This window comes from Lactobacillus sp. PSON (assembly GCF_052615405.1).
This window is the reverse complement of sequence record NZ_JBQXFW010000008.1, coordinates 38803-58919: the sequence shown is the minus strand read 5'-3', so window position 1 is coordinate 58919 and position 20117 is coordinate 38803. Positions and strand designations below refer to the sequence as shown.

Sequence of the window (20117 nt, the reverse complement as noted above, 5' to 3'; positions counted from 1 at the left end):
ATTCCTCCAATCGTTCAATACTTTATGATCATGGATATATCAGCATAACTCAATGATTGTTTTTATTTTTTTACAAAGAAACAGCCTTCAATTTTCAAATCAAAGTCTAATCTTTAATTACTGTATATTTGCAGCTTTCCATAAATCATAGACATTATCCCAATCACTAGAGAACATAATCCTGCTAATAATTGTATATGCTAATCCATACCAGACATCAAGCAAATGGGTAGCGTCCTCTGTCAATATTTCACCATCATGAGATATTCTGGATCTCAAATCATACGCTGATTTTATTGCTTTATCATTTTCCTTTAGTTGCTTTTCTTCCACTCCCTTATAACATAGCAAATTAACAATTGACACAAATTGCTTCTCAATAGAGACTGGTAAATTATCTTTCCATAAATTATCTTTTTTCAGTTTAGATTCTAGTCTATCAGGATCTTGTTCAATCATAGTTTCAAGTGAAATCATAATTTGCAAAAATTGTTTAGTTTGATTTGAATTAACGATTCCATCTCCAATCCAATCAATTGCTCTTGCACATTGCTTCTGCAACGGTGATAAGTCACTGGCTTCATTAATAATAGCAGGTATCAGTTTCAACCATCGCTTATCAAAATTCATATCTGCATTACTTCTCTGATCTGGATTAATAGCAGATGATGAACTCCAACCACCTTTTAAAGTACCAGGAGTTTGTTTAGTGGCGAAATGCTCAGACTTATACATAAATTGATAAAATCCATCTTCTTCAACAACATGTTTATTTAATTCTAAAACTTGACTAGGTTTGTGGTTAAATCCATTCAAAAAATTAATAAGATTATTTACCCTCGTCGCAACATCTAATGCGTGATAATATCCTTTATCACTTCTTCCTGTTGCATTAACAGATACTCCTAATAGAATATCATCCTTCTGAATAATATTTTTAATTTTTGGTGATTCTTCTGCTTTTTGATTTAAAAATTCAGGAATATCATCTAATATCTCTTTACCACTAATAATGACAATATTAGAACCCAAATTTATCTTTTGCTCATAATCAAAATCTATTAATCTAAAAAAGTAAATTATTTTATCAGCTTCTTTAAGCTGCTCAACAAATTCATTAATCATCTCTAAATTGTATATCTTATTTTCAAGGACAATATTCGCAATGAATTTATCAAGCTTATCTTCAATTTGGTTAATATCATATTCAACATTTTCTGCATCAAACACTTTCTGAACCATTTCTAATAATCTAACAAAAGATCTATGCCAACTTTTCGTAATATACAATGGCTTATGTGCTAATGCATCCCATCTCTGTTCATATAAACTAGGATCTTTTCTAGGCTCATACGATCCATTCATATCCATATCTTGTATTTTTTTACTGTCTCTTTTTAACTTACCAATTACTTTACTAATTTGCTTTGATAAATTAGGTAAATTCTTATTTTTATCCATCCTTAACTCCTTTAAGACTTAAAAAGCTCCTAGCTATTACACTAAGAGCTTCTATTATTTTGGCAGACAACCTTATTAATTTCTACCTTTTTTCTAGAATTCTGTTCCTAATAAATGCTGTTAAATTAGGATTCCCTCATAACTTAATATTGTCATCTTATTCCCATTCAATAGTTGAAGGTGGCTTACTAGTTACATCATAAACTACGCGGTTGATATGACCACATTCATCTACGATTCTAGTTGAGATTTTACTTAATACATCCCATGGAATCTGTGCAAAATCAGCAGTCATCCCATCAATTGAAGTAACAGCACGAATACCAATAGTATAGTCGTAAGTTCTACCATCACCCATTACTCCAACTGAACGGATGCCAGGGAGAACAGTGAAGTATTGCCAAATATCTTGGTCAAGACCTGCCTTTTTAATTTCCTCACGTAAAATTGCATCAGACTCGCGTACAATCTTAAGCTTATCTTCGGTAACTTCACCAATTACACGAATTCCAAGACCTGGTCCTGGGAATGGTTGACGCCATACCAAGTCATGAGGAATACCAAGTTTTTCACCAAGTTCGCGAACTTCATCCTTGAAGAGCTTTCTAAGTGGTTCAATAAGTTCAAAGTTCATGTCTTCAGGAAGACCACCAACATTGTGGTGAGACTTGATAGTTTGAGCAGTATTAGTACCCGATTCAATCACATCAGTATATAAAGTACCTTGAGCTAAGAAGTCAATATCGCCCAACTTTTGCGCTTCTTCGTTAAAGACCTCGATAAATTCCTTACCGATAATCTTACGCTTTTGTTCAGGATCAATAACGCCCTTAAGCTTACCTAAAAAGCGGTCTTGGGCGTTAACTCTAATAATGTTCACACCTAAATCTTTGTTAAGTGCTTGCATTACTTGGTCGCCTTCGTCTTTACGAAGCATACCATGATCAACAAAAATTGCGGTTAATTGGTCGCCAATTGCCTTATGAAGAAGCGTTGCAGTAACACTTGAGTCAACACCGCCAGAAAGACCCAAGATGACCTTCTTGTCACCAACTTTTTCACGGATTTCTTTAACTTGCATTTCAATAAAGTCTTCCATTGTCCAGTTAGCTTCAGCACCACAAATATTAAAAGCAAAATTCTTTAAAATATCCAAACCATATTCAGAATTACGAACTTCTGCATGGAATTGTATACCATAGAATTTCTTTTCATCATTTTCAATTGCTGAAATTGGGCAGTTCTTGCTTTTTGCAACTACCTTAAAACCTTCAGGAGCCTTAGTTACTAAATCTCCGTGACTCATCCAAACATATTCTTTTTCTGGCAAGCCCTTAAATAAGCGACTTTCTGGATCCACAACTTCAATATCAGCACGACCATATTCAGAATTTTCAGCTTTTTCAACTTTTCCGCCAAGGTCATAACTCATAAGTTGCATTCCGTAACAAATTCCTAAAATTGGAATACCAAGTTCAAAAATCGCTGGATCAACCTTAAGTGCACCATCATCGTATACACTATTTGGTCCACCAGAAAAAATGATTCCCTTAGGCTTCATTTGCTTGATTTTTTCTAAGCTTAAGTCATGTGGTAAAAGTTCGGAATAAATTCCAAAGTCGCGAAGTCGTCTAGTAATAAGTTGGTTATATTGACTACCAAAGTCTAAAACAATAATCTTATCAAATTCGTTTAGATTTGTCTTTGCCACTGTATTTGCTCCTTCATCTTGAATTATTTTGATATAAACTTTACTCGGAAAATTAAAAAAGGTCAACCAAAAACTCACAAAAAAATCGAACAATATTTTTTTATTGGGCTACTTGTGTTCGCTAAAATATTCTGTTACAATCAAAACCAACAAAAATAAATTCTGTATAACGTCGAAATAAGGTCGGCAGTTTCTACCTAGAACCATAAATTCTAGACTACAGGTAAAAATTGACTTTTAACTAAGGATCTTTTACCCATTAGTCGTGGTAGAAGGTCCTTATTTTTTAGCTTTTAAAGAGGGATATTGTGAAATTATTAGAAGATAGAATTAAGAATGATGGACAAGTTTTAGATGGCAATGTTCTTAAAATCAACTCATTTTTAAATCATCAAGTTGACCCACAACTTATGATGGCTGTTGGTGAAGAATTTGCTCGTCTTTTTAAGGACATGGGAGTTACGAAAGTCTTAACTTGTGAAGCTAGCGGTATTGCGCCAGCTGTGATGGCCGCTTACCAAATGAATGTACCGATGGTTTTCGCAAGAAAGAAAAAGCCATCAACTCTAAATGATGCAGTGTATTGGGCTGATGTTTTTTCTTATACTAAAAAGGTCAATAACAAGATTTGTGTTGAAGAAAAGTTTTTATCAAAAGATGATACTCTTTTAATCATTGATGACTTTGTAGCCCATGGTGAAGCTGTCAAAGGTATGGTTAACATCGCTAAACAAGCAGGCTGTGAAATCGCTGGAGTCGGGGCAGTTGTAGCTAAAACTTTCCAAGGTGGCAGTGACTGGATCAAGGAACAAGGTTTACATTTTGAAGCACTTGCTAACATTGATAGTTTTAAAGATGGTCAAGTTCACTTTTTAGGAGAAGACTAAAATGAATAAAGAAGTCAGCCATAAAAAAGCATTTGTATTAGGCTTGCAGCACTTGCTTGCAATGTATTCTGGAGCAATTGCAGTTCCGCTTTTAATCGGTAGTGCACTTAAGTTCAATTCGACTCACATGACTTATCTAGTTTCAATTGATATTTTTATGTGTGGACTTGCAACACTTTTACAGTTATTCCGCAATCGCTACTTTGGAATTGGTCTCCCAGTAGTTTTAGGATGTGCAATTCAAGCTGTAGCTCCACTTGAGATGATTGGACAAAAATTTTCAATTAATACAATGTATGGTGCAATTATTGTCGCCGGAATTTTTGTATTTTGTGTTGCTGGCTGGTTTTCAAAAATTAAAAAACTCTTCCCTCCAGTCGTAACTGGAACATTAATTACAGTTATTGGATTAACTCTTATTCCCGTTGCTTTTCAAAACATTGGTGGTGGAAATGCCGCCGCTAAAAGTTTTGGCGATAGCAAAAATCTTATTACTGGATTTTTAACCATTATTATTATTTTAGCCATTGAAGTTTGGGGCAAAGGCTTTATTAAGTCAATTGCCGTGTTGATTGGTTTAATTATTGGAACATTAATTGCCAGTAGCTTAGGAATGGTTTCTTTAACTCCAGTAATGCAGGCTTCATGGTTTCACTTGCCACAGCTATTTTATTTTGGAGTTCCAGAATTTGAATGGTCATCTAGTTTAACAATGATTATCATTGCATTAGTTTCAATGGTTGAATCAACTGGAGTATTTTTTGCAATTGGTGATCTTTTAAACAAAGACATTACTGAAGAAGACCTAAAAAAAGGTTATCGAGCTGAAGGAATTGCTCAGATATTTGGTGGCTTATTTAACACTTTTCCTTACACTACATTCTCACAAAATGTAGGACTACTTCAATTATCCGGCATTAAAACTAAACGTCCTATCTTTTGGGCAGCAGGACTGCTTATGACTATGGGATTACTACCAAAAATTGGAGCACTTGTAACTATTATCCCTGACTCTGTTTTAGGTGGAGCCATGCTTGTGATGTTTACCATGATTGCTATTCAAGGTATTAAAATGCTTAAGCAAGTTAACTTTGAAGACAATCGTAACATGCTTATCGTTGCAATTTCTATTGGCTTAGGTCTTGGAGTTACAGTTTATCCTCAAATTTTCCAAACCTTGCCTGAAACACTTCAATTGTTCCTAGGCAATGGCATCGTAGTCGCCAGTATAAGTGCTACGCTATTAAATGTATTATTCCATGCAAAACAAAGTGAGGTGGTCCTTGAATAAGCCAAAAAACTCTCCTATATTAACCTCAATTGTTACACATTCAAAAACCCTAATTACTAAAAAATCTCGATTCTACATCTTGAATCGAGATTTTTTATATTGGCAAACTAATCAACAGCTTTAAAGTGATACATTTTAGAAGCAAAATCTTTATGGATAACAGGATCATAAATTCCCATCTCCATTAATTCATCGCCTCCATAAATTTCACCAGTTGCTAAATCCTTGTAGTGTTTCTTAGGATCAAGGCCAGCAAGCTTAGTCTTAGTTAAATAATTTTGTGCATAAGACAATATTTGAACCCAAGTAACAACAGCTTCATCTTGATTAGGGGAGACAACCATCCATGCAGCTTGATTGCCATATTTTGGATTCTTTAAGCGATATAAATCACCATATTGAGTTACTTGTCTAATTGCTTTATAATCTTTTACTTGCTCTTTTACCTTTTGACTATCCTCTTCACTCATCTTAGTCAAGTCAAGTTCATAGCCCAAGTCCCCCCACATTGCTACAGCACCACGCGTATCAAATGGCGTTATACGACCATTTTGTTCATTAGGGGAGACAGACACGTGCGAGGTCATCATAGATTGTGGGTAAACTAAGCTGGTTCCATATTGAATAGTTAAACGAGCAATAGCATCAGAATTATCACTAGCCCAAATTTGAGGAGTATAGTAAGCCATTCCTGCATCAAAGCGACCACCACCACCAGAGCAACCTTCAATTAGGATATTTGGATAGTTAATAGTAAAACGGTTCATCAAGTCATAAACACCTAATATATAGCGGTGATAGCTTTCGCCTTGACGCTCGCTTGGCAGGTCGTGTTCAAATACATCTGAAATATGACGGTTCATATCCCATTTAATGTAATCAATATCAACAGAATCCAAGATTTTAACCATTTGATCATAAATATTATCTCGGACTTCTTTTCTGCCAAGGTCCAATATGTATTGATTTCTTGAGGGGCTTGGTTTTCTACCTGGAACATGCATTAAATAATCTGGATGATTTTTGTAAAGGTCTGAATCGTATGAAATCATTTCTGGTTCAAACCAAAGCCCAAATTTAAGCCCCTGTTTGTGAACATAGTCAGCAAAATGACCTAAGCCATTTGGAAACTTCTTTTTGAAAACTTTCCAATCACCAAGCGAAGAATTATCATCATCACGATGACCAAACCAACCATCATCTAAGACAAACATTTCGATACCTAATTTTTTAGCATCATCTACGATTGGCTTTAATTTTTCTTCATTAAAATCAAAGTAAGTTGCTTCCCAGTTATTTACCAAAATTGGACGAACTTGATCTTTATACTTAGAACGAATTATGCGATCATGAATCAACTTATGGAAGTTTTGGCTCATTTTATTAAGACCTTTACTTGAATAAGTCATTATAACTTCTGGAGTTTGAAATTCGGCACCCTTTTCAAGCTTCCAATTGAAGTTATAGTCATTAATTCCAATATTCAAGCGAGTTTGGTTAAATTGGTCCTTTTCTACTTCTATAGCATGATTGCCAGAATATACAAAGGCAAAGCCATAAGCATCCCCTTGGAACTCATCAGTATCCTTATCAACTAATGCAATAAATGGATTCATCTGGTGACTTGATGCTCCGCGACGTGATCCATAAACGTGCACCCCTTGATTAATGCGTTGGCGCTGCATATGACGTTCATTTGCGTGAGCTCCTGGCAAAGTAATAGTTTCAAAATCTCTATCTACAAAGTCAACTTGCATTGAGGAGGCTTTTTCTAAATAAATACTATCATCACCATTATTTTTAACTAAAACTGAACGAGCAATAATTGGATAATCACGATAAATAGTATAAAGTAAATCAAATTCTAACTTGCTTACTTCATCTACTAACTTAATAGTCAAAGTTTGAGCTTCATTATCATCTTTAACCCATGAATGAGGTAAGTTCTTTAAGTCTGGCTTTCCATTAGCAATTGAATAATCTTGATACTTTAAAAATAAAGCATTTGAACCATCAGGATTTCTCACGATTGCACTTGGAGTGCGGTAGTCCATCTCACCACTTGTACTATATTCCTTGGGTAAACTATCACGTGAAAAAGTTCTATCCAAACTTCCGGGTAAGTTTCCAGAAAATCCACGATCTACTCTTGGATAACGAAGCTGATTATGATAGCCATTTACACGTTTTCCAAAATATAAATGACTAAGTGTTTTACCATCTTCTATACTCATTAAGTAAGAAATGTCTTTATTATGTAAGTGAAATACCTTGTTTTCTTCATCAAAAGTAATTAAATCTCGCATATTTTTATCCTTTATCCAGGTTGAACTTCTGTATTACTTGGAGCAGTTTCTTCATTATTTACTGTTTCAAGTTCCAATACATTTTCTTCTGCTTTAACTTCTGTACCAGCTTGTACTGTCATTTCAATCTTATCAAAATTCTTAGAGTTAGTTACTACAACAATTACTGTATCATCAAGACCTGCTTTTTTAATAGTTGGATCCCAGAATTCAATTAATTCTTGTCCCTTTTTAACTCTTTGACCTTCTTCAACATACGATACAAATCCAGTACCCTTCAATTTAACTGTTCCTAATCCGATATGAATAAGAAGAACGATTCCATTATCTCCAACAAGTCCTACTGCATGTCTAGTTGTGAAGACCTGTCGAACAGTCGCATCAAATGGAGCCAAGACCTTACCATCACTTGGTTTAACTGCAAATCCTTGTCCAACACTTCCACTTGAGAAAGTATCATCTTTAACTTCTGATAAGTTAATTAACTTACCCGCAATTGGAGTTGGAACTTCAATTTGACCATTAGCACCTTCTGAAGCGTCTTTGTTAAACTTTTTGCCCCAAGTTTTTTCAAGTTCTGCAACAATTTCAGCGTGTTTTTGTTCACTTAAGATAACCTTGCTTGCAAAAATCACCATCGCAATTACAATCATGACTGCAGGAACTGCAAACATCATAATCTTAAAGTTAGCTCTACCACTTGCAGTAATTGATGAAGCAGTCGCACCAGTTGTCATTCCTGCCATAATAGCAATTTGACCAACAACACCATTTGAAACTGCACCACCGAACTTATCAATTAATGGACGAACTGATAAAGCAAGTGATTCATCACGGTGACCAAGTTTTAATTGGCCATATTCAACAGAGTCAGTAATAATCATCAAAACAATTAAGAAAACCATCTGTTGTGGGAAGCCAAAGACAGAAGCAGCAATTAAAACAAGTGGAAGATTGCTACCAGCAACAGCAAAGATTCCCATTCCAACAAGCATCACCGTTAAACAACCAGTAAACATTACCTTACGGCTGAACTTTTTAGATAAAATTGGGAAAAGTGAGGTTGCTAAAATTCCCAAGAAAATATTAATAGTAGAGAAGATTGAGAAAGCCTTTGGCATTCCCATAATATATGTAAAGTAATAAACTTCAAGTGAGTTAGTAATATTAATACCAATTCCATAGAATAAATATGCTAAAGCTACCCACATTAATTGGTCATTACCAGCAAGTGCTTTAAAAATAGCAACAATCCCTTTAGTATCTTGTTTGTTTTTACGAATATCACTATTAACTTCGCGAGTGAAAAGACCCACACCCCAAGCAGAAATAAATGCAATTGCACAAATAATGAATGCAAAGGTGAACCAACCTCGGTCATCTCCTGTACTAGTTGCTTTAACTGAGAAAAAGATTACTGCAGGCATTACTAAGATACCAACAAGTCCAGCACCAACAGTCGAACCAACACGAGCATAAGTGGCTGTTTTTTCACGTTCACGAGAATCAGTAGTTAATGATGGAAGCATTGACCAAAAACCAACGTCTTTAAATGAATAAAAGATATCCATCGTAATATAAAGAACTGCAAATAAAACCATGTATCCAACAGCACTCTTTTGATAAAGACCACCTAAAGTAGTAAAAAGCAAAAGCAAAATAACTGCTGAGATACTACCACCAACTACAACCCAAGGTCTGAAATGGCCCCAACGAGTCTTAGTTCTGTCAATTGCGTTACCGATAAATGGATCGATAAACAATTCTACAATTCTCAAAAGCATAATAATAATAGTAACTATACTAATCATCTTTGCATCTTCTGCCTTGTTACCTGTATTGAACAAGTGAGAAGTAATAAACATGATCAAGTATCCTGATAGTAATGCATAGAAAGCGTCATTACCAAATGCACCAAAACTATAAGCTAGTCGGGCACCTAATGACATTTTCCCTTCATCTTGATTCATAATTTTCCCCTTCTTTATTTATAAATTATTTTGTATCCGTTTTCATTTAACATATTATATTATCAATGTTTTTTCTTTACATGCCCATAGCACAATTATTAATAATAATGTCAATATCAACTATCAGCATTTTGACATTTAAAATTTATATAACGGGGTTATGTAAGCGGTTAATAAAAGTTATAATAAACATATTGACATTCATATAATGTAAAAATGGGAGGGAAAATAAATGGATGGAGAATATAAAACGCTCTCGGATAAATCTATTGAAAGTAATATTTTATTTTTTGGACAAGATGATTGTCCTCCAAACTACTTTTTTAAGGGGAACAATGTAAGAAAGAATTATGTAATTCATTACATTCAAAAAGGCAAAGGTTCTTTTGCTTCAGCTAATCATCATGTTGTAGAACTTAAAGCTGGAGATATTTTTATTTTGCCAAAAGGCGTCCCATGCTTTTATCAAGCTGATGGACATGAACCTTGGAGTTACTTTTGGATTGGATTATCAGGAACTAAAATCGCCACAATGCTTTCAGCTACCTGTCTTTCCACCAAATATTATTTGAGAAATATTGATGGCAGCAAATCTCAGTCTAGCCTTTTTGCTTTATATGATGCAATTCATGAACCAAGCTCTTTAGCAAACGACATAAATATTGAATCTCTAATCTATCAAATGTTTTATCATTTAATACGTGAATTCCCAGCTAAAAACTTATCCAGAACTAATCAAACAAATAAAAAGCTAAAACTAGCTATTACATACTTAGAAGATAATTTTCGCAATTCAAATTGCACGATTATTGGAGTAAGTCACAAACTTAATTTATCTAGAAGCTATCTTTATAATCTCTTTAAGAAAAGTATGAACTTATCTCCTCAGCAATTTTTAATCAAATTGCGGATGGAAGAAGCAAAACAATACCTAATCAATAGTGACAATACAATTAAAGAAATCTCTGCCGCAGTTGGCTATACTGATGAATTTACTTTTTCTAAGGCATTTAAGCGTTACAGTGGATTTAGTCCGAAGATTTTTAAGAAAAATAACCAAAATTAAGGTATCATTAATATAGATAGAAAATTAGAAAGGATTTTTTTAATGAAGCAATTTTCTCAATGTACTACTATTTTAGTTGGTAAAAAAGCTACAATCGACGGTTCAACTATGATCGCTCGCAGTGAAGACGGCGGCAGAACTATTATTCCTGAAAAGTTTGAACTAATTACTCCAGATAAGCAGCCTAAGCATTATGAAACAGTAATTAGTCATCAAAAAATTGATGATGAAGACTTACTTCCAAATCCAATGCGCTATACTAGCGCACCTGATGCATCTGGTGAAAATGGAATCTGGGCAGCTGCTGGTATCAATAGTGATAATGTTGCAATGACAGCTACTGAAACTATCACCACTAACTCTCGTATTCAAGGAGTGGACCCACTGGTAACTAAAGGAGGTCTTGGTGAAGAAGATTTTGTAACTTTAACTCTCCCTTACATCCATTCAGCTATTGAGGGTGTTAAGCGTGTAGGTTATCTTCTTGAAAAATACGGCACCTATGAAATGAACGGCATGGCTTTTTCAGATAAAGATACTATCTGGTATCTTGAAACAATCGGTGGTCACCACTGGATTGCTCGTCGTATTCCTGATGACGCATACGTAATTGCACCTAATCGCTTGAATATTGATGAATTTAAGTTTGATGACCCTGACTTTATGGCAAGTAGTGATCTTAAGGACTTAATTGAAGAATATCACTTAAATCCTGACCTTGAAGGCTATAATATGCGTCATATCTTTGGCTCTTCAACTATCAAAGATGCTCACTATAATAATCCTCGTGCATGGTTTGTTCACCGCTACTTTGACCCAGACTTTGATGGCGAACCTGGTGATCAAGATCAACCATTCATTACTCATGCTAACCGCAAGATTTCTATTGAAGATATTAAGTTTATTGAAAGTTCTCACTACCAAGACACACCTTATGATGCATATGGTGATCAAGGAACAGAAGCACAAAAGAAGACCTTCCGTCCAATTGGTATTAATAGAAACTTTGAAACTCATGTATTGCAAATCAGAAATGATGTTCCTGCTGGCTTAGCTGGTGTGCAATGGCTTGCATTTGGTCCTAATACTTTCAATAGTTTTGTACCATTCTACACCAATATCCTTGATACTCCAGAAAGCTTCCAAACTGGTCCAAAGTTTGACTTGAACAAGATCTTCTGGCTTAATAAGTTAGCTGCACAACTGGGTGACACTAACTTCCGTGTATATGGTGAACTTGAAGCTGACTTTGAACAAAAGACCCTAGCTCAATGTCATAAGATTCAACACGAAACTGACAAGAAAGCTAAAGACTTAACTGGCAAAGACTTAGAAGAAATTTTAACTGAAGCTAACCAAAAGATGGCGGATGTAACTTACAACAATACTGTTGAATTACTTGGTCAAATAGTCGACGAAGGTCATGGCTTGATGAAATTAAAATACGACTTGCTTGATTAATTTTGAAGCATAGTAAAAAGAGATTTCCTGAAATTGGGAAATCTCTTTTTTAGTTATCTCTTAAATCTGTACTTTTATTATCTCTTTTCTAAAAAAGACATTTAGCAACTTAAAGAATACTAAACCCAATAATCCTCCAAGGGTATTTAACAATAAATCATTTACATCAAAAATTCTATTTCCAAGATAGAAATAACTCATTATTAATTGTAAAGTTTCAATGGTTAATGAGCCTAAAAATACTATAAAAATGTTGATATACCATTTAGCAAATTTAGAATTATAAATTGCAGCAAAAAATGACAACGGTGCAAACAGTGTAATATTTCCAACCAATTGTAATGACATATAAGTTTCTAAAACACTTAATTTCCAATTAATAAAAATCTGTTTGCCAAAACCTATTTTATAAACTTCTGATGTCTTATCAAAAATAGGTATTGGAAATATTGTAAGAGTTAGTAAAAACCAAATATAGATTAAAAATAATCCCCAAACAATATTTTTCTTCCAATTCATTTGTTTTCGTATAATCTGCTTAATTACTGGAATCAAAAATAATACAACCATAATTGGAACTAAAATTAATCCATTTAGTTGAATTGGTGCAACATGCCATTTTCCATCGATTAATACCATAGAACTTTATCCTTTATATCTTTAAATTAATAAATCAAAAAATCACCTTTGTAATATTAATATAAATTTTTTAAAAAAGTCCACTATTTTTTATTAATAAGTTGCTTGATTAATTTTAAAGCATATAAAAAGAGATTTCCCAATTTTAGGAAATCTCTTTTACATAATTTTTAGTTATTATCTTTTTCTTTATAAAGAATCAACCACAAAAATAATCCTAAAGCAATAATGCAGGCTAAAGCCTTAATAGCCTTCACTCCATATCCCATCGCTGGAAGTTTGAAATAATCACCGAAGAAATACAACATGCAAGCAATCAAGAATGTAACTGCAAATTTCTTACGAAAATTATCTTCCTTGTATTCAAACATACATAATAATAAGGTTGCCAGCATGAATAACAAGGTTACACCACTATAAATATTCGACTTAGGCTCAAAACAAACCACATAAATAGCAAAAATTCCACTAATGATAGCAAGAATTATCTCACCAGTTTTATATTTCTTTTCCATTTATAATTACTTCCTTTTCATTTTAACTGCACGGTGAGCTAATACAATTCCTAAAATAATAAAAGCAATAATCAAAATCGCATCAACTGACTTTAAGTAGTATGTTGAAGGTTGCCAAATTATCAAAAATACTAGAAAGGCAACATCAATACATGCAGAAGTAATAATATCTGCACGCGTTCTTGGTACACCGCGTTTATTTAATTCAACTGCTTGCCAAATAATGAAAATTCCTAAAATAATCACCACAATATAGCCAATTGCATCAATTCCAGCCCCAATATAAGTTTGCGGTTCAAAAATAAGCGTAAACATAAAAATTATAGCTTCTATTACCTCTAAGATTCTTAATGTCATTCTTGTCATAGTGAATCACTTCGATTCTATTAATAATAACTTACTCTTAGCTTCATTTTAATTCACTCTAAAATTTCTTTCCAAAAAAACGAATTAAAAAAAGTCCTTTCAAAAGGACTTTCTTAAATATTAATCATCTATCTTAATTGCTTTACTATAATCTAGTTTTCTACTCATTTTTACAAACTCTGGTCGTTTAGTTTCTTTATTGAATACTTCACGCAAACCCGGAGTTAATTTTTGACTTTTTTCTTCTTCATCTGTCATTTCAGTAATTAATTGATCGCCATGACCATTAATAATCTTACGAGCAAAATTAGCATCAATTATTTGAGCGCGTCCTGCTGCAACTAAATCTGTATAATCAAGAGCATCTTCTGCTGCTTCTTGACTCATTACATCTCCAACTATGATCAACTTCGTGTCTTTCCCAATTACAGGTTTAAAAAGTTCCGCGAAAGTTTTATCTGAATCATTTGGCTTTGCATTATATTTTGGAAGTGATAAATGAATGTAGTCAAAATCAACTTGATTAGTTAACTTATTAATCAATTCAGTAGATTCATGCCAAGTATAGCCTACATTATCAGGATTTATTTCTTCTGGACTAATTCTATAACCCAAAATGAAATCTTTAGGAGCATACTTCTTAACAACATTTGCAACTTCTTTAGCTACAGCTAATGGAAAAGCTGAATACTCACCCCATTTATCCTTTCTTTTATTAGAAAAACGAGAGAAAAATTGTTGCAACAGATAATGATTTGCTCCATGAATCTCAATTCCATCAAATCCAGCATCTATTGCACGCTTAGCAGCTGTTCCGAAGTCCTTTACTACTTGTTCAACCTCTTCTTCAGTAAATGCCTGCACACCATATGGTAAAAATGAGTAATTAGCACTTGTTGGCGCATATACAGGTAAGCCTAAATGCGCACGGTAATTAGCTTCACGACCAGTATGCGCTATTTGGATAAGTGCTTTATTACCATTTTTCTTCATAGTTTGAGCTAATTTGGATAAACCTGGTAAAAACTTATCATCATAAATAGCAAGTTGTGTGCGGTTATCTGCCCAAGTACTTGCAGGTCCACCTGCAGGACTAACATAGTTATATTCAACAATCATTAATCCTGCTGAGTTATTTCTGGCTTGCCAATATTCCAAAGTATCTTCGCTAACCATCCCTTTATTACCACTACTGGTTAACATCGGTGGTTGCACTATTCTATTACTTATTGTTGCACCATGCTTAAAAGTAACTTCATCTGATAAGTGTTTCATAATTCCTCCTATACTAGCTTACTTTTTATAAGTCGAATTCATTATAGCACAGCTATTAGCTTATTTAAAGTAAGTACATGATTTGATTTTTAATTCTTATATTTTAGCTATTCGTTAATAAACTACTATAATGGAATTAGATGTTTAGATGAAATAGAGGCATGACTATGGAAAATAATCAAAAATCTGTGCCTAAAAAACTATCATTTATTTCGATTTACTTTTTAGGTATTAATGCTGTCATTGGCTCAGGGACATTTTTGCTTCCATCGACCATTTATCATTATATGAATTTATCTGCTATTGGCGTTTTGCTCTGTACTGCCGTAACCGTTTCAATGATTGCGCTATGCTATGCAGACTTATCCAGTCGTTTTAAGGGGTCTGGAGCTGCATGGCTTTATTCTTATAACGCCTTTGGTAGATTTGCTGGATACGAACTCGGAATTTTTACTTGGTTTTTAGGTTGTACCACCCTATCAGCTGAAGTAGTTGCACTTTTAACAGTGTTGAAGAGTTTTTTACCAATTTTCAAAAATTCACTAGTTTATGCAGCTGGAGTTGTAGTATTGATACTGCTGTTCTCAATTATTAATTTCTTTGGGAGATCACTAGTCAAGCTTGTTAATAACATTTCAGCAGCTGCTAAAATTTTAACTTTGCTCGCTTTTATTATTATCGGTGTATTCTTCATTAAAAAAGCTCACTTTACACCAATCATTCCAAAAGCAGCTCTTAAAGGACCACTTCCATTTTTGAAACACTTCGGAGCTGCATTTACTCCTATCTTTTATTTGTTTACTGGGTTTTCTTTTATTCCTATTGCTGCTAAACAAATGAATCACCCAGAAAAAAATATTCCGCGAGTTTTAATTGCGGTAATGACTAGTGTAACAATCCTAGACTGTTTAATGTTGATTGTTGCAATTGGCTTATCCGGTTCTAAATTAGGTGGTTACTCTAACCCATTAGCTAGTGCCTTAAGAACTGGCGTTGGCGAGTGGGGCTTTGCTTTAATGATTGTTGGTATGTTAATTTCAATTTTTGGTGTTGCATTTTCTGCTTCATTTAACACTCCATCACTTATTGCATCCCTTGCCACAGAACACGGAATGCTTCCAAAATGGATTGGCAAAAAGAACAAACATGATGCTCCATGGGTCGGCATTATCTTTACAGCAATTTTATCATTAGCTCTTTGCACTCAGAGTTACTTGTTCTTAGTTGCTTGTACGGTTCTTGCATCATTTGTTCAATATGTTCCATCAATCCTTGCAGTCATAAAATTCAAGCATAGCGATGAATATCCTACTCATGGATTTTCACTTCCAGGAAAATATACAATTCCAGTTATTGCTTTGATTATTTCTTGTTATATGATAACTAACTTTACTGCAGTAACACTTCTTCTTGGAGGAGCAGTTGCTGTTATTGCTGCAGGGTGTTACTTCTTTATTGATCATGATAAGTTGGCTGACAAGAGACATGAGGAATTTTTAGATTCACTTAGAAAGAAAATATAAAGATATTTATTTCTATAACAAAAACCACTAGACTTAAAATCTAGTGGTTTTAATTTGCAATTATATTTTCTTATCTTTATAATATAATAGAAAAGGAACTAACGAGTAGCAGTCGTTAGCTCCAATCGTAACTTCAAAATGACTAGATTGGTGACTAATCCTTGTGATTAGTCTTTTTTGTTATTGCATTAGCTTTTGCTTTACGTATTAGAAACTTTCCATACGCATCTAAGATTATACTAATTGCAACAGCAATCCAAATAATCTTCAAGGAAGTCTGCTTCTCCAGTCTATCCAATTATGCATAAACTTCCACCTCCATAACTTCAAAGTGGCGAGGGGTGTATAGCCATGCTAAAAGTTACTAAGTTCCAGCGGTAGCTAACCGTTGTAAAGAACCTAACATTATTGTAACAAAAAATATTTTAAAAAATAATACCTTACAAAAAAACCACTAGACTTAAAATCTAGTGGTTTTATTTTTATTCTTCTTCGACTGCATCCATTACACCAGGTACTTCAGGATCATCAATAATTGATACATCTGCACCAAGTCGGCGAAGCTTTTCTTCAACGCGGTCATATCCACGTAAGATATTACCAGCTTTGTCAATAATAGTGGTACCTTCTGTCATGAGGCCCGCAATCATTAAACAAGCTCCTGCTCTAATTTCACCAGCAGTAACTTCTGCACCATGCATCTTGCTAGTTGGGTGAGCCAAGATAATATTATCTTCTACTTGAATATTAGCTCCCATCTTACGAAGTTCAGCAATATGTCCAATTCGTTTAGGATAAATATTATCAATTACTACTCCTTCTCCGCTCTTAGCAGTTAAAAGAAGTGGAGTGATTGGTTGCTGTAAATCTGTCGCAAACCCTGGATAAACATCAGTCTTAACTTGAATCATCTTCAAGTCTCCTGCTGGATAAACATAAAGAGAATCTTCATCAGCATCAATTACAACACCCATTTCTTCAACTTTAGCCAAGTATGAATCGAGATGTTCTTCGATAATATTGTGAATCCGAATCCCATTACCAATGCAGGCAGCTAAAGCTACATAAGTTCCTGCTTCGATTCGATCAGGAATAATTGTATGCGGAATTTTAGCCCGTAATTCAGGTACACCTTCAATTCTAATTGACTCAGTACCCGCACCACGAATAACAGCACCCATATTATTTAAAAAGGTTGCTAAATCAATGATTTCAGGCTCTTTAGCCGCATTATCAATTATGGTTTGTCCTTTAGCTGTCACGCTGGCCATGATTATGTTCATGGTTGCACCAACTGATGGCATCTTAAGATGAATCTTAGCACCATGTAAGCCATCTTCTGGTGCAGTAATTATAATTTGGTCATTTTCATTTTTTACACTTGCGCCCAAGGCTTCAAAGCCTTTAATATGTTGGTCAATGGGACGAGGGCCGATGTCGTCACCACCTGGAAAACCTACAATTGCCTTGCCAAAGCGACCAAGAAGCGCACCCATAAAGTAATATGATGCACGCAAACTCTTAACTTTACCAGCTGGCAAAGGGCTCATCTTAATGTCTTCTGGATCAATGCGTAATGTAGTCTCAACAAAATCGCACTTAACATCCATCTCACCTAGTAAGTCCATTAAGTTATCAACATCCGCAATTCTTGGAACACCTTCCAAGGTAACGGGAGTTCTTGATAATATTGATGCTGGAACTATCGCAACGGTTGAATTCTTAGCGCCACCGATCCAAACATCGCCCTGCAGGGGTCTCCCACCATGAATTATCATCTGCTTCATTGGCGAAAACAAATCCTTTTCTACTTTCAATAGTCATAATAATGTTATAGGAAAATGGAGAAAAAAACAAGAGGCGAAAACCATCTCGACCCTTGTTTTTTCGGCTTTTTGCATTATTCAAATGGAAACTAGAACTTTTCAGCAGGAAGACCGCTGGCAGCACCGATGAATGACTTGAACAATCCTTCTGGTCGTTGTGGACGGCTCAAGAATTCTGGGTGATATTGAGCAGCAATAAAGAATTTCTTATCTGGAATTTCAATAATTTCTACTAAATGATTATCTGGAGAAACTCCGGAGAATACCATTCCAGCTTTTTCAAATGCTTCACGGTACTTATTATTAAATTCGAAACGGTGACGGTGTCTTTCTTGGATAACATCTTGGTCATCATATGCTTCACGAGTCTTAGTTCCCTTTTTAAGAGTTGCGGGGTAAAGACCCAAACGAAGAGTACCACCAATGTTTTCTTCATCACGCTTGTCAGCCATAATGTCAATAATGTTATCTGGAGTGTCTGGATCAGCTTCTGCACTATTAGCGTCTTTAAGACCTAAAACATTACGTGCATATTCAACACTAGCCATTTGCATACCAAGACAAATGCCAAGGAATGGAATATCGTTTTCACGAGCATACTTAATTGAAGTAATCATACCTTCAAGACCACGAGTACCAAAACCACCAGGAACGATCAAACCATCTGAACCTTCCATGATTTCAGCAATGTTATCGTCAGTAATATCTTCTGCTTGTACCTTGTTAACTTCAATCTTAGTGTTGTAGAGGTAACCTGCATGTTGTAAAGCATCAGTTACTGAAATGTAAGCATCTTCAAGTTCTACATACTTACCAACTAAAGTAATCTTAGTAGTATGCTTCAAGTTCTTAGCACGTTCATCAAGCTTAGTCCATGCAGTCATATCAGCTTCTGGCTTTGGACTATCTAAGTGTAAGAAGTCAACTACCTTTTGGTCCATTCCTTGAGCTTGGAATGCCAATGGAAGATCAAAAAGTGATGGTGCATCAATTGATTCAATAATGCGGTCAACTGGAACATCAGTAAAAGTTGAAATCTTATCTTTCAATTCTTGATTAATTGGCTTTTCAGCACGAAGAACAAGCATGTTAGGTTGAATACCAATTGAACGAAGTTCGGCAACTGAATGTTGAGTTGGCTTAGTTTTCATTTCATGAGCCGCATGAAGATATGGCACTAAAGTACAGTGAATGTACATTACATTATCTTCTCCAACTTCACGACGCATTTGACGAATGGCTTCCATAAATGGAGTAGATTCCATATCACCAACAGTACCACCAATTTCAGAAATAATAACGTCTGAATCAGTAGTTAATGCTGCACGCATGATTTTCTTCTTAATCATATCAGTAATATGTGGAATAACTTGAACAGTTGCACCATGGTAGTCACCACGACGTTCTTTTTCAAGAACTTCCTTGTAGATCTTACCAGTAGTTACGTTTGAATACTTACTGGTTCTTACGTCAACGATTCTTTCATAGTGACCAAGGTCAAGGTCAGCTTCAGTACCATCATCAGTTACATAAACTTCACCGTGTTGGTAGGGATTCATAGTACCTGGGTCGATATTGATATATGGATCAAATTTTTGCATTGTAACCTTCAACCCACGATTCTTAAGTAAACGACCTAAACTAGATGCTGAAATACCTTTACCAAGTGAAGATACGACACCACCGGTAACGAAGATGTATTTTGTCATTTGCCAAACTCCTTCTCTTTTTTGTTTTGTTTTAATCAATAAAATAAAAAAAGCTCCCATCGAGGAGCTAAACGCACTTAGGGTGCCCAAGAAAAATATTATCCGCTTTTT

Annotated in this window: 15 protein-coding genes and 1 riboswitch; of the genes, 5 read left to right on the top strand and 10 right to left on the bottom strand. The window is 34.7% G+C overall.

What is annotated here, in order from left to right:
• Positions 1-117: 117 nt before the first annotated feature.
• Positions 118-1461, bottom strand: a complete 1344-nt coding sequence (locus ACTHPI_RS07740; protein WP_445353592.1) for a hypothetical protein — start codon at positions 1459-1461, stop codon at positions 118-120.
• Between the two features lie 157 nt (positions 1462-1618).
• Positions 1619-3172 (bottom strand): glutamine-hydrolyzing GMP synthase, encoded by a 1554-nt coding sequence (guaA, locus tag ACTHPI_RS07735; protein ID WP_445353591.1) that lies wholly within the window; start codon positions 3170-3172, stop codon positions 1619-1621.
• A 142-nt stretch (positions 3173-3314) separates the two neighbouring features.
• Positions 3315-3412: riboswitch (purine riboswitch) on the top strand.
• Between the two features lie 68 nt (positions 3413-3480).
• On the opposite strand from guaA, the gene ACTHPI_RS07730 reads away from it, so the two are divergent.
• Together ACTHPI_RS07730 and ACTHPI_RS07725 are read left to right on the top strand one after the other, a co-directional pair.
• Complete coding sequence (locus tag ACTHPI_RS07730; protein ID WP_445353590.1) at positions 3481-4059, top strand: xanthine phosphoribosyltransferase; 579 nt, start codon at positions 3481-3483, stop codon at positions 4057-4059.
• Between the two features lies 1 nt (position 4060).
• Positions 4061-5350: a nucleobase:cation symporter-2 family protein gene (locus tag ACTHPI_RS07725; protein WP_445353589.1), complete on the top strand. Its 1290-nt coding sequence runs from the start codon at positions 4061-4063 to the stop codon at positions 5348-5350.
• Positions 5351-5457: 107 nt separating this feature from the next.
• Here the strand turns inward: ACTHPI_RS07725 and ACTHPI_RS07720 are convergent, their stop codons facing one another.
• Positions 5458-7656, bottom strand: a complete 2199-nt coding sequence (locus ACTHPI_RS07720; RefSeq protein WP_445353588.1) for an alpha-galactosidase — start codon at positions 7654-7656, stop codon at positions 5458-5460.
• An 11-nt stretch (positions 7657-7667) separates the two neighbouring features.
• Complete coding sequence (locus ACTHPI_RS07715) at positions 7668-9626, bottom strand: glycoside-pentoside-hexuronide (GPH):cation symporter (protein WP_445353587.1); 1959 nt, start codon at positions 9624-9626, stop codon at positions 7668-7670.
• A 232-nt stretch (positions 9627-9858) separates the two neighbouring features.
• Here ACTHPI_RS07715 and ACTHPI_RS07710 point away from each other — a divergent pair, with 232 nt between their 5' ends.
• Together ACTHPI_RS07710 and ACTHPI_RS07705 are read left to right on the top strand one after the other, a co-directional pair.
• Complete coding sequence (locus ACTHPI_RS07710; RefSeq protein WP_445353586.1) at positions 9859-10692, top strand: AraC family transcriptional regulator; 834 nt, start codon at positions 9859-9861, stop codon at positions 10690-10692.
• Positions 10693-10734: 42 nt separating this feature from the next.
• Complete coding sequence (locus ACTHPI_RS07705) at positions 10735-12153, top strand: C69 family dipeptidase (RefSeq protein ID WP_445353585.1); 1419 nt, start codon at positions 10735-10737, stop codon at positions 12151-12153.
• A 60-nt stretch (positions 12154-12213) separates the two neighbouring features.
• On the opposite strand, the gene ACTHPI_RS07700 is transcribed toward ACTHPI_RS07705, so the two are convergent.
• From ACTHPI_RS07700 to ACTHPI_RS07685, 4 genes are all read right to left on the bottom strand, one after another.
• Positions 12214-12792: a VanZ family protein gene (locus ACTHPI_RS07700; RefSeq protein WP_445353584.1), complete on the bottom strand. Its 579-nt coding sequence runs from the start codon at positions 12790-12792 to the stop codon at positions 12214-12216.
• 170 nt (positions 12793-12962) lie between these two features.
• Positions 12963-13307, bottom strand: coding sequence for a hypothetical protein (locus ACTHPI_RS07695; protein ID WP_144354747.1), 345 nt, complete (start codon positions 13305-13307; stop codon positions 12963-12965).
• Positions 13308-13313: 6 nt separating this feature from the next.
• Entirely contained in the window at positions 13314-13673 is a 360-nt protein-coding gene (locus tag ACTHPI_RS07690; protein ID WP_445353583.1) for a hypothetical protein, read from the bottom strand.
• A gap of 120 nt (positions 13674-13793) precedes the next feature.
• On the bottom strand, positions 13794-14948 hold the full coding sequence (locus ACTHPI_RS07685; protein WP_445353582.1) for an oxidoreductase: 1155 nt from the start codon (positions 14946-14948) through the stop codon (positions 13794-13796).
• 161 nt (positions 14949-15109) lie between these two features.
• On the opposite strand from ACTHPI_RS07685, the gene ACTHPI_RS07680 reads away from it, so the two are divergent.
• Positions 15110-16471 carry an APC family permease gene (locus tag ACTHPI_RS07680; RefSeq protein ID WP_445353581.1) on the top strand — a complete coding sequence of 454 codons (1362 nt, stop codon included), beginning with the start codon at positions 15110-15112 and terminating at the stop codon, positions 16469-16471.
• A gap of 482 nt (positions 16472-16953) precedes the next feature.
• On the opposite strand, the gene ACTHPI_RS07675 is transcribed toward ACTHPI_RS07680, so the two are convergent.
• Both ACTHPI_RS07675 and ACTHPI_RS07670 read right to left on the bottom strand, forming a co-directional pair.
• Positions 16954-18258, bottom strand: coding sequence for a UDP-N-acetylglucosamine 1-carboxyvinyltransferase (locus tag ACTHPI_RS07675; protein WP_445353580.1), 1305 nt, complete (start codon positions 18256-18258; stop codon positions 16954-16956).
• Positions 18259-18386: 128 nt separating this feature from the next.
• Complete coding sequence (locus ACTHPI_RS07670; protein WP_445353579.1) at positions 18387-20006, bottom strand: CTP synthase; 1620 nt, start codon at positions 20004-20006, stop codon at positions 18387-18389.
• Positions 20007-20117 lie beyond the last annotated feature (111 nt).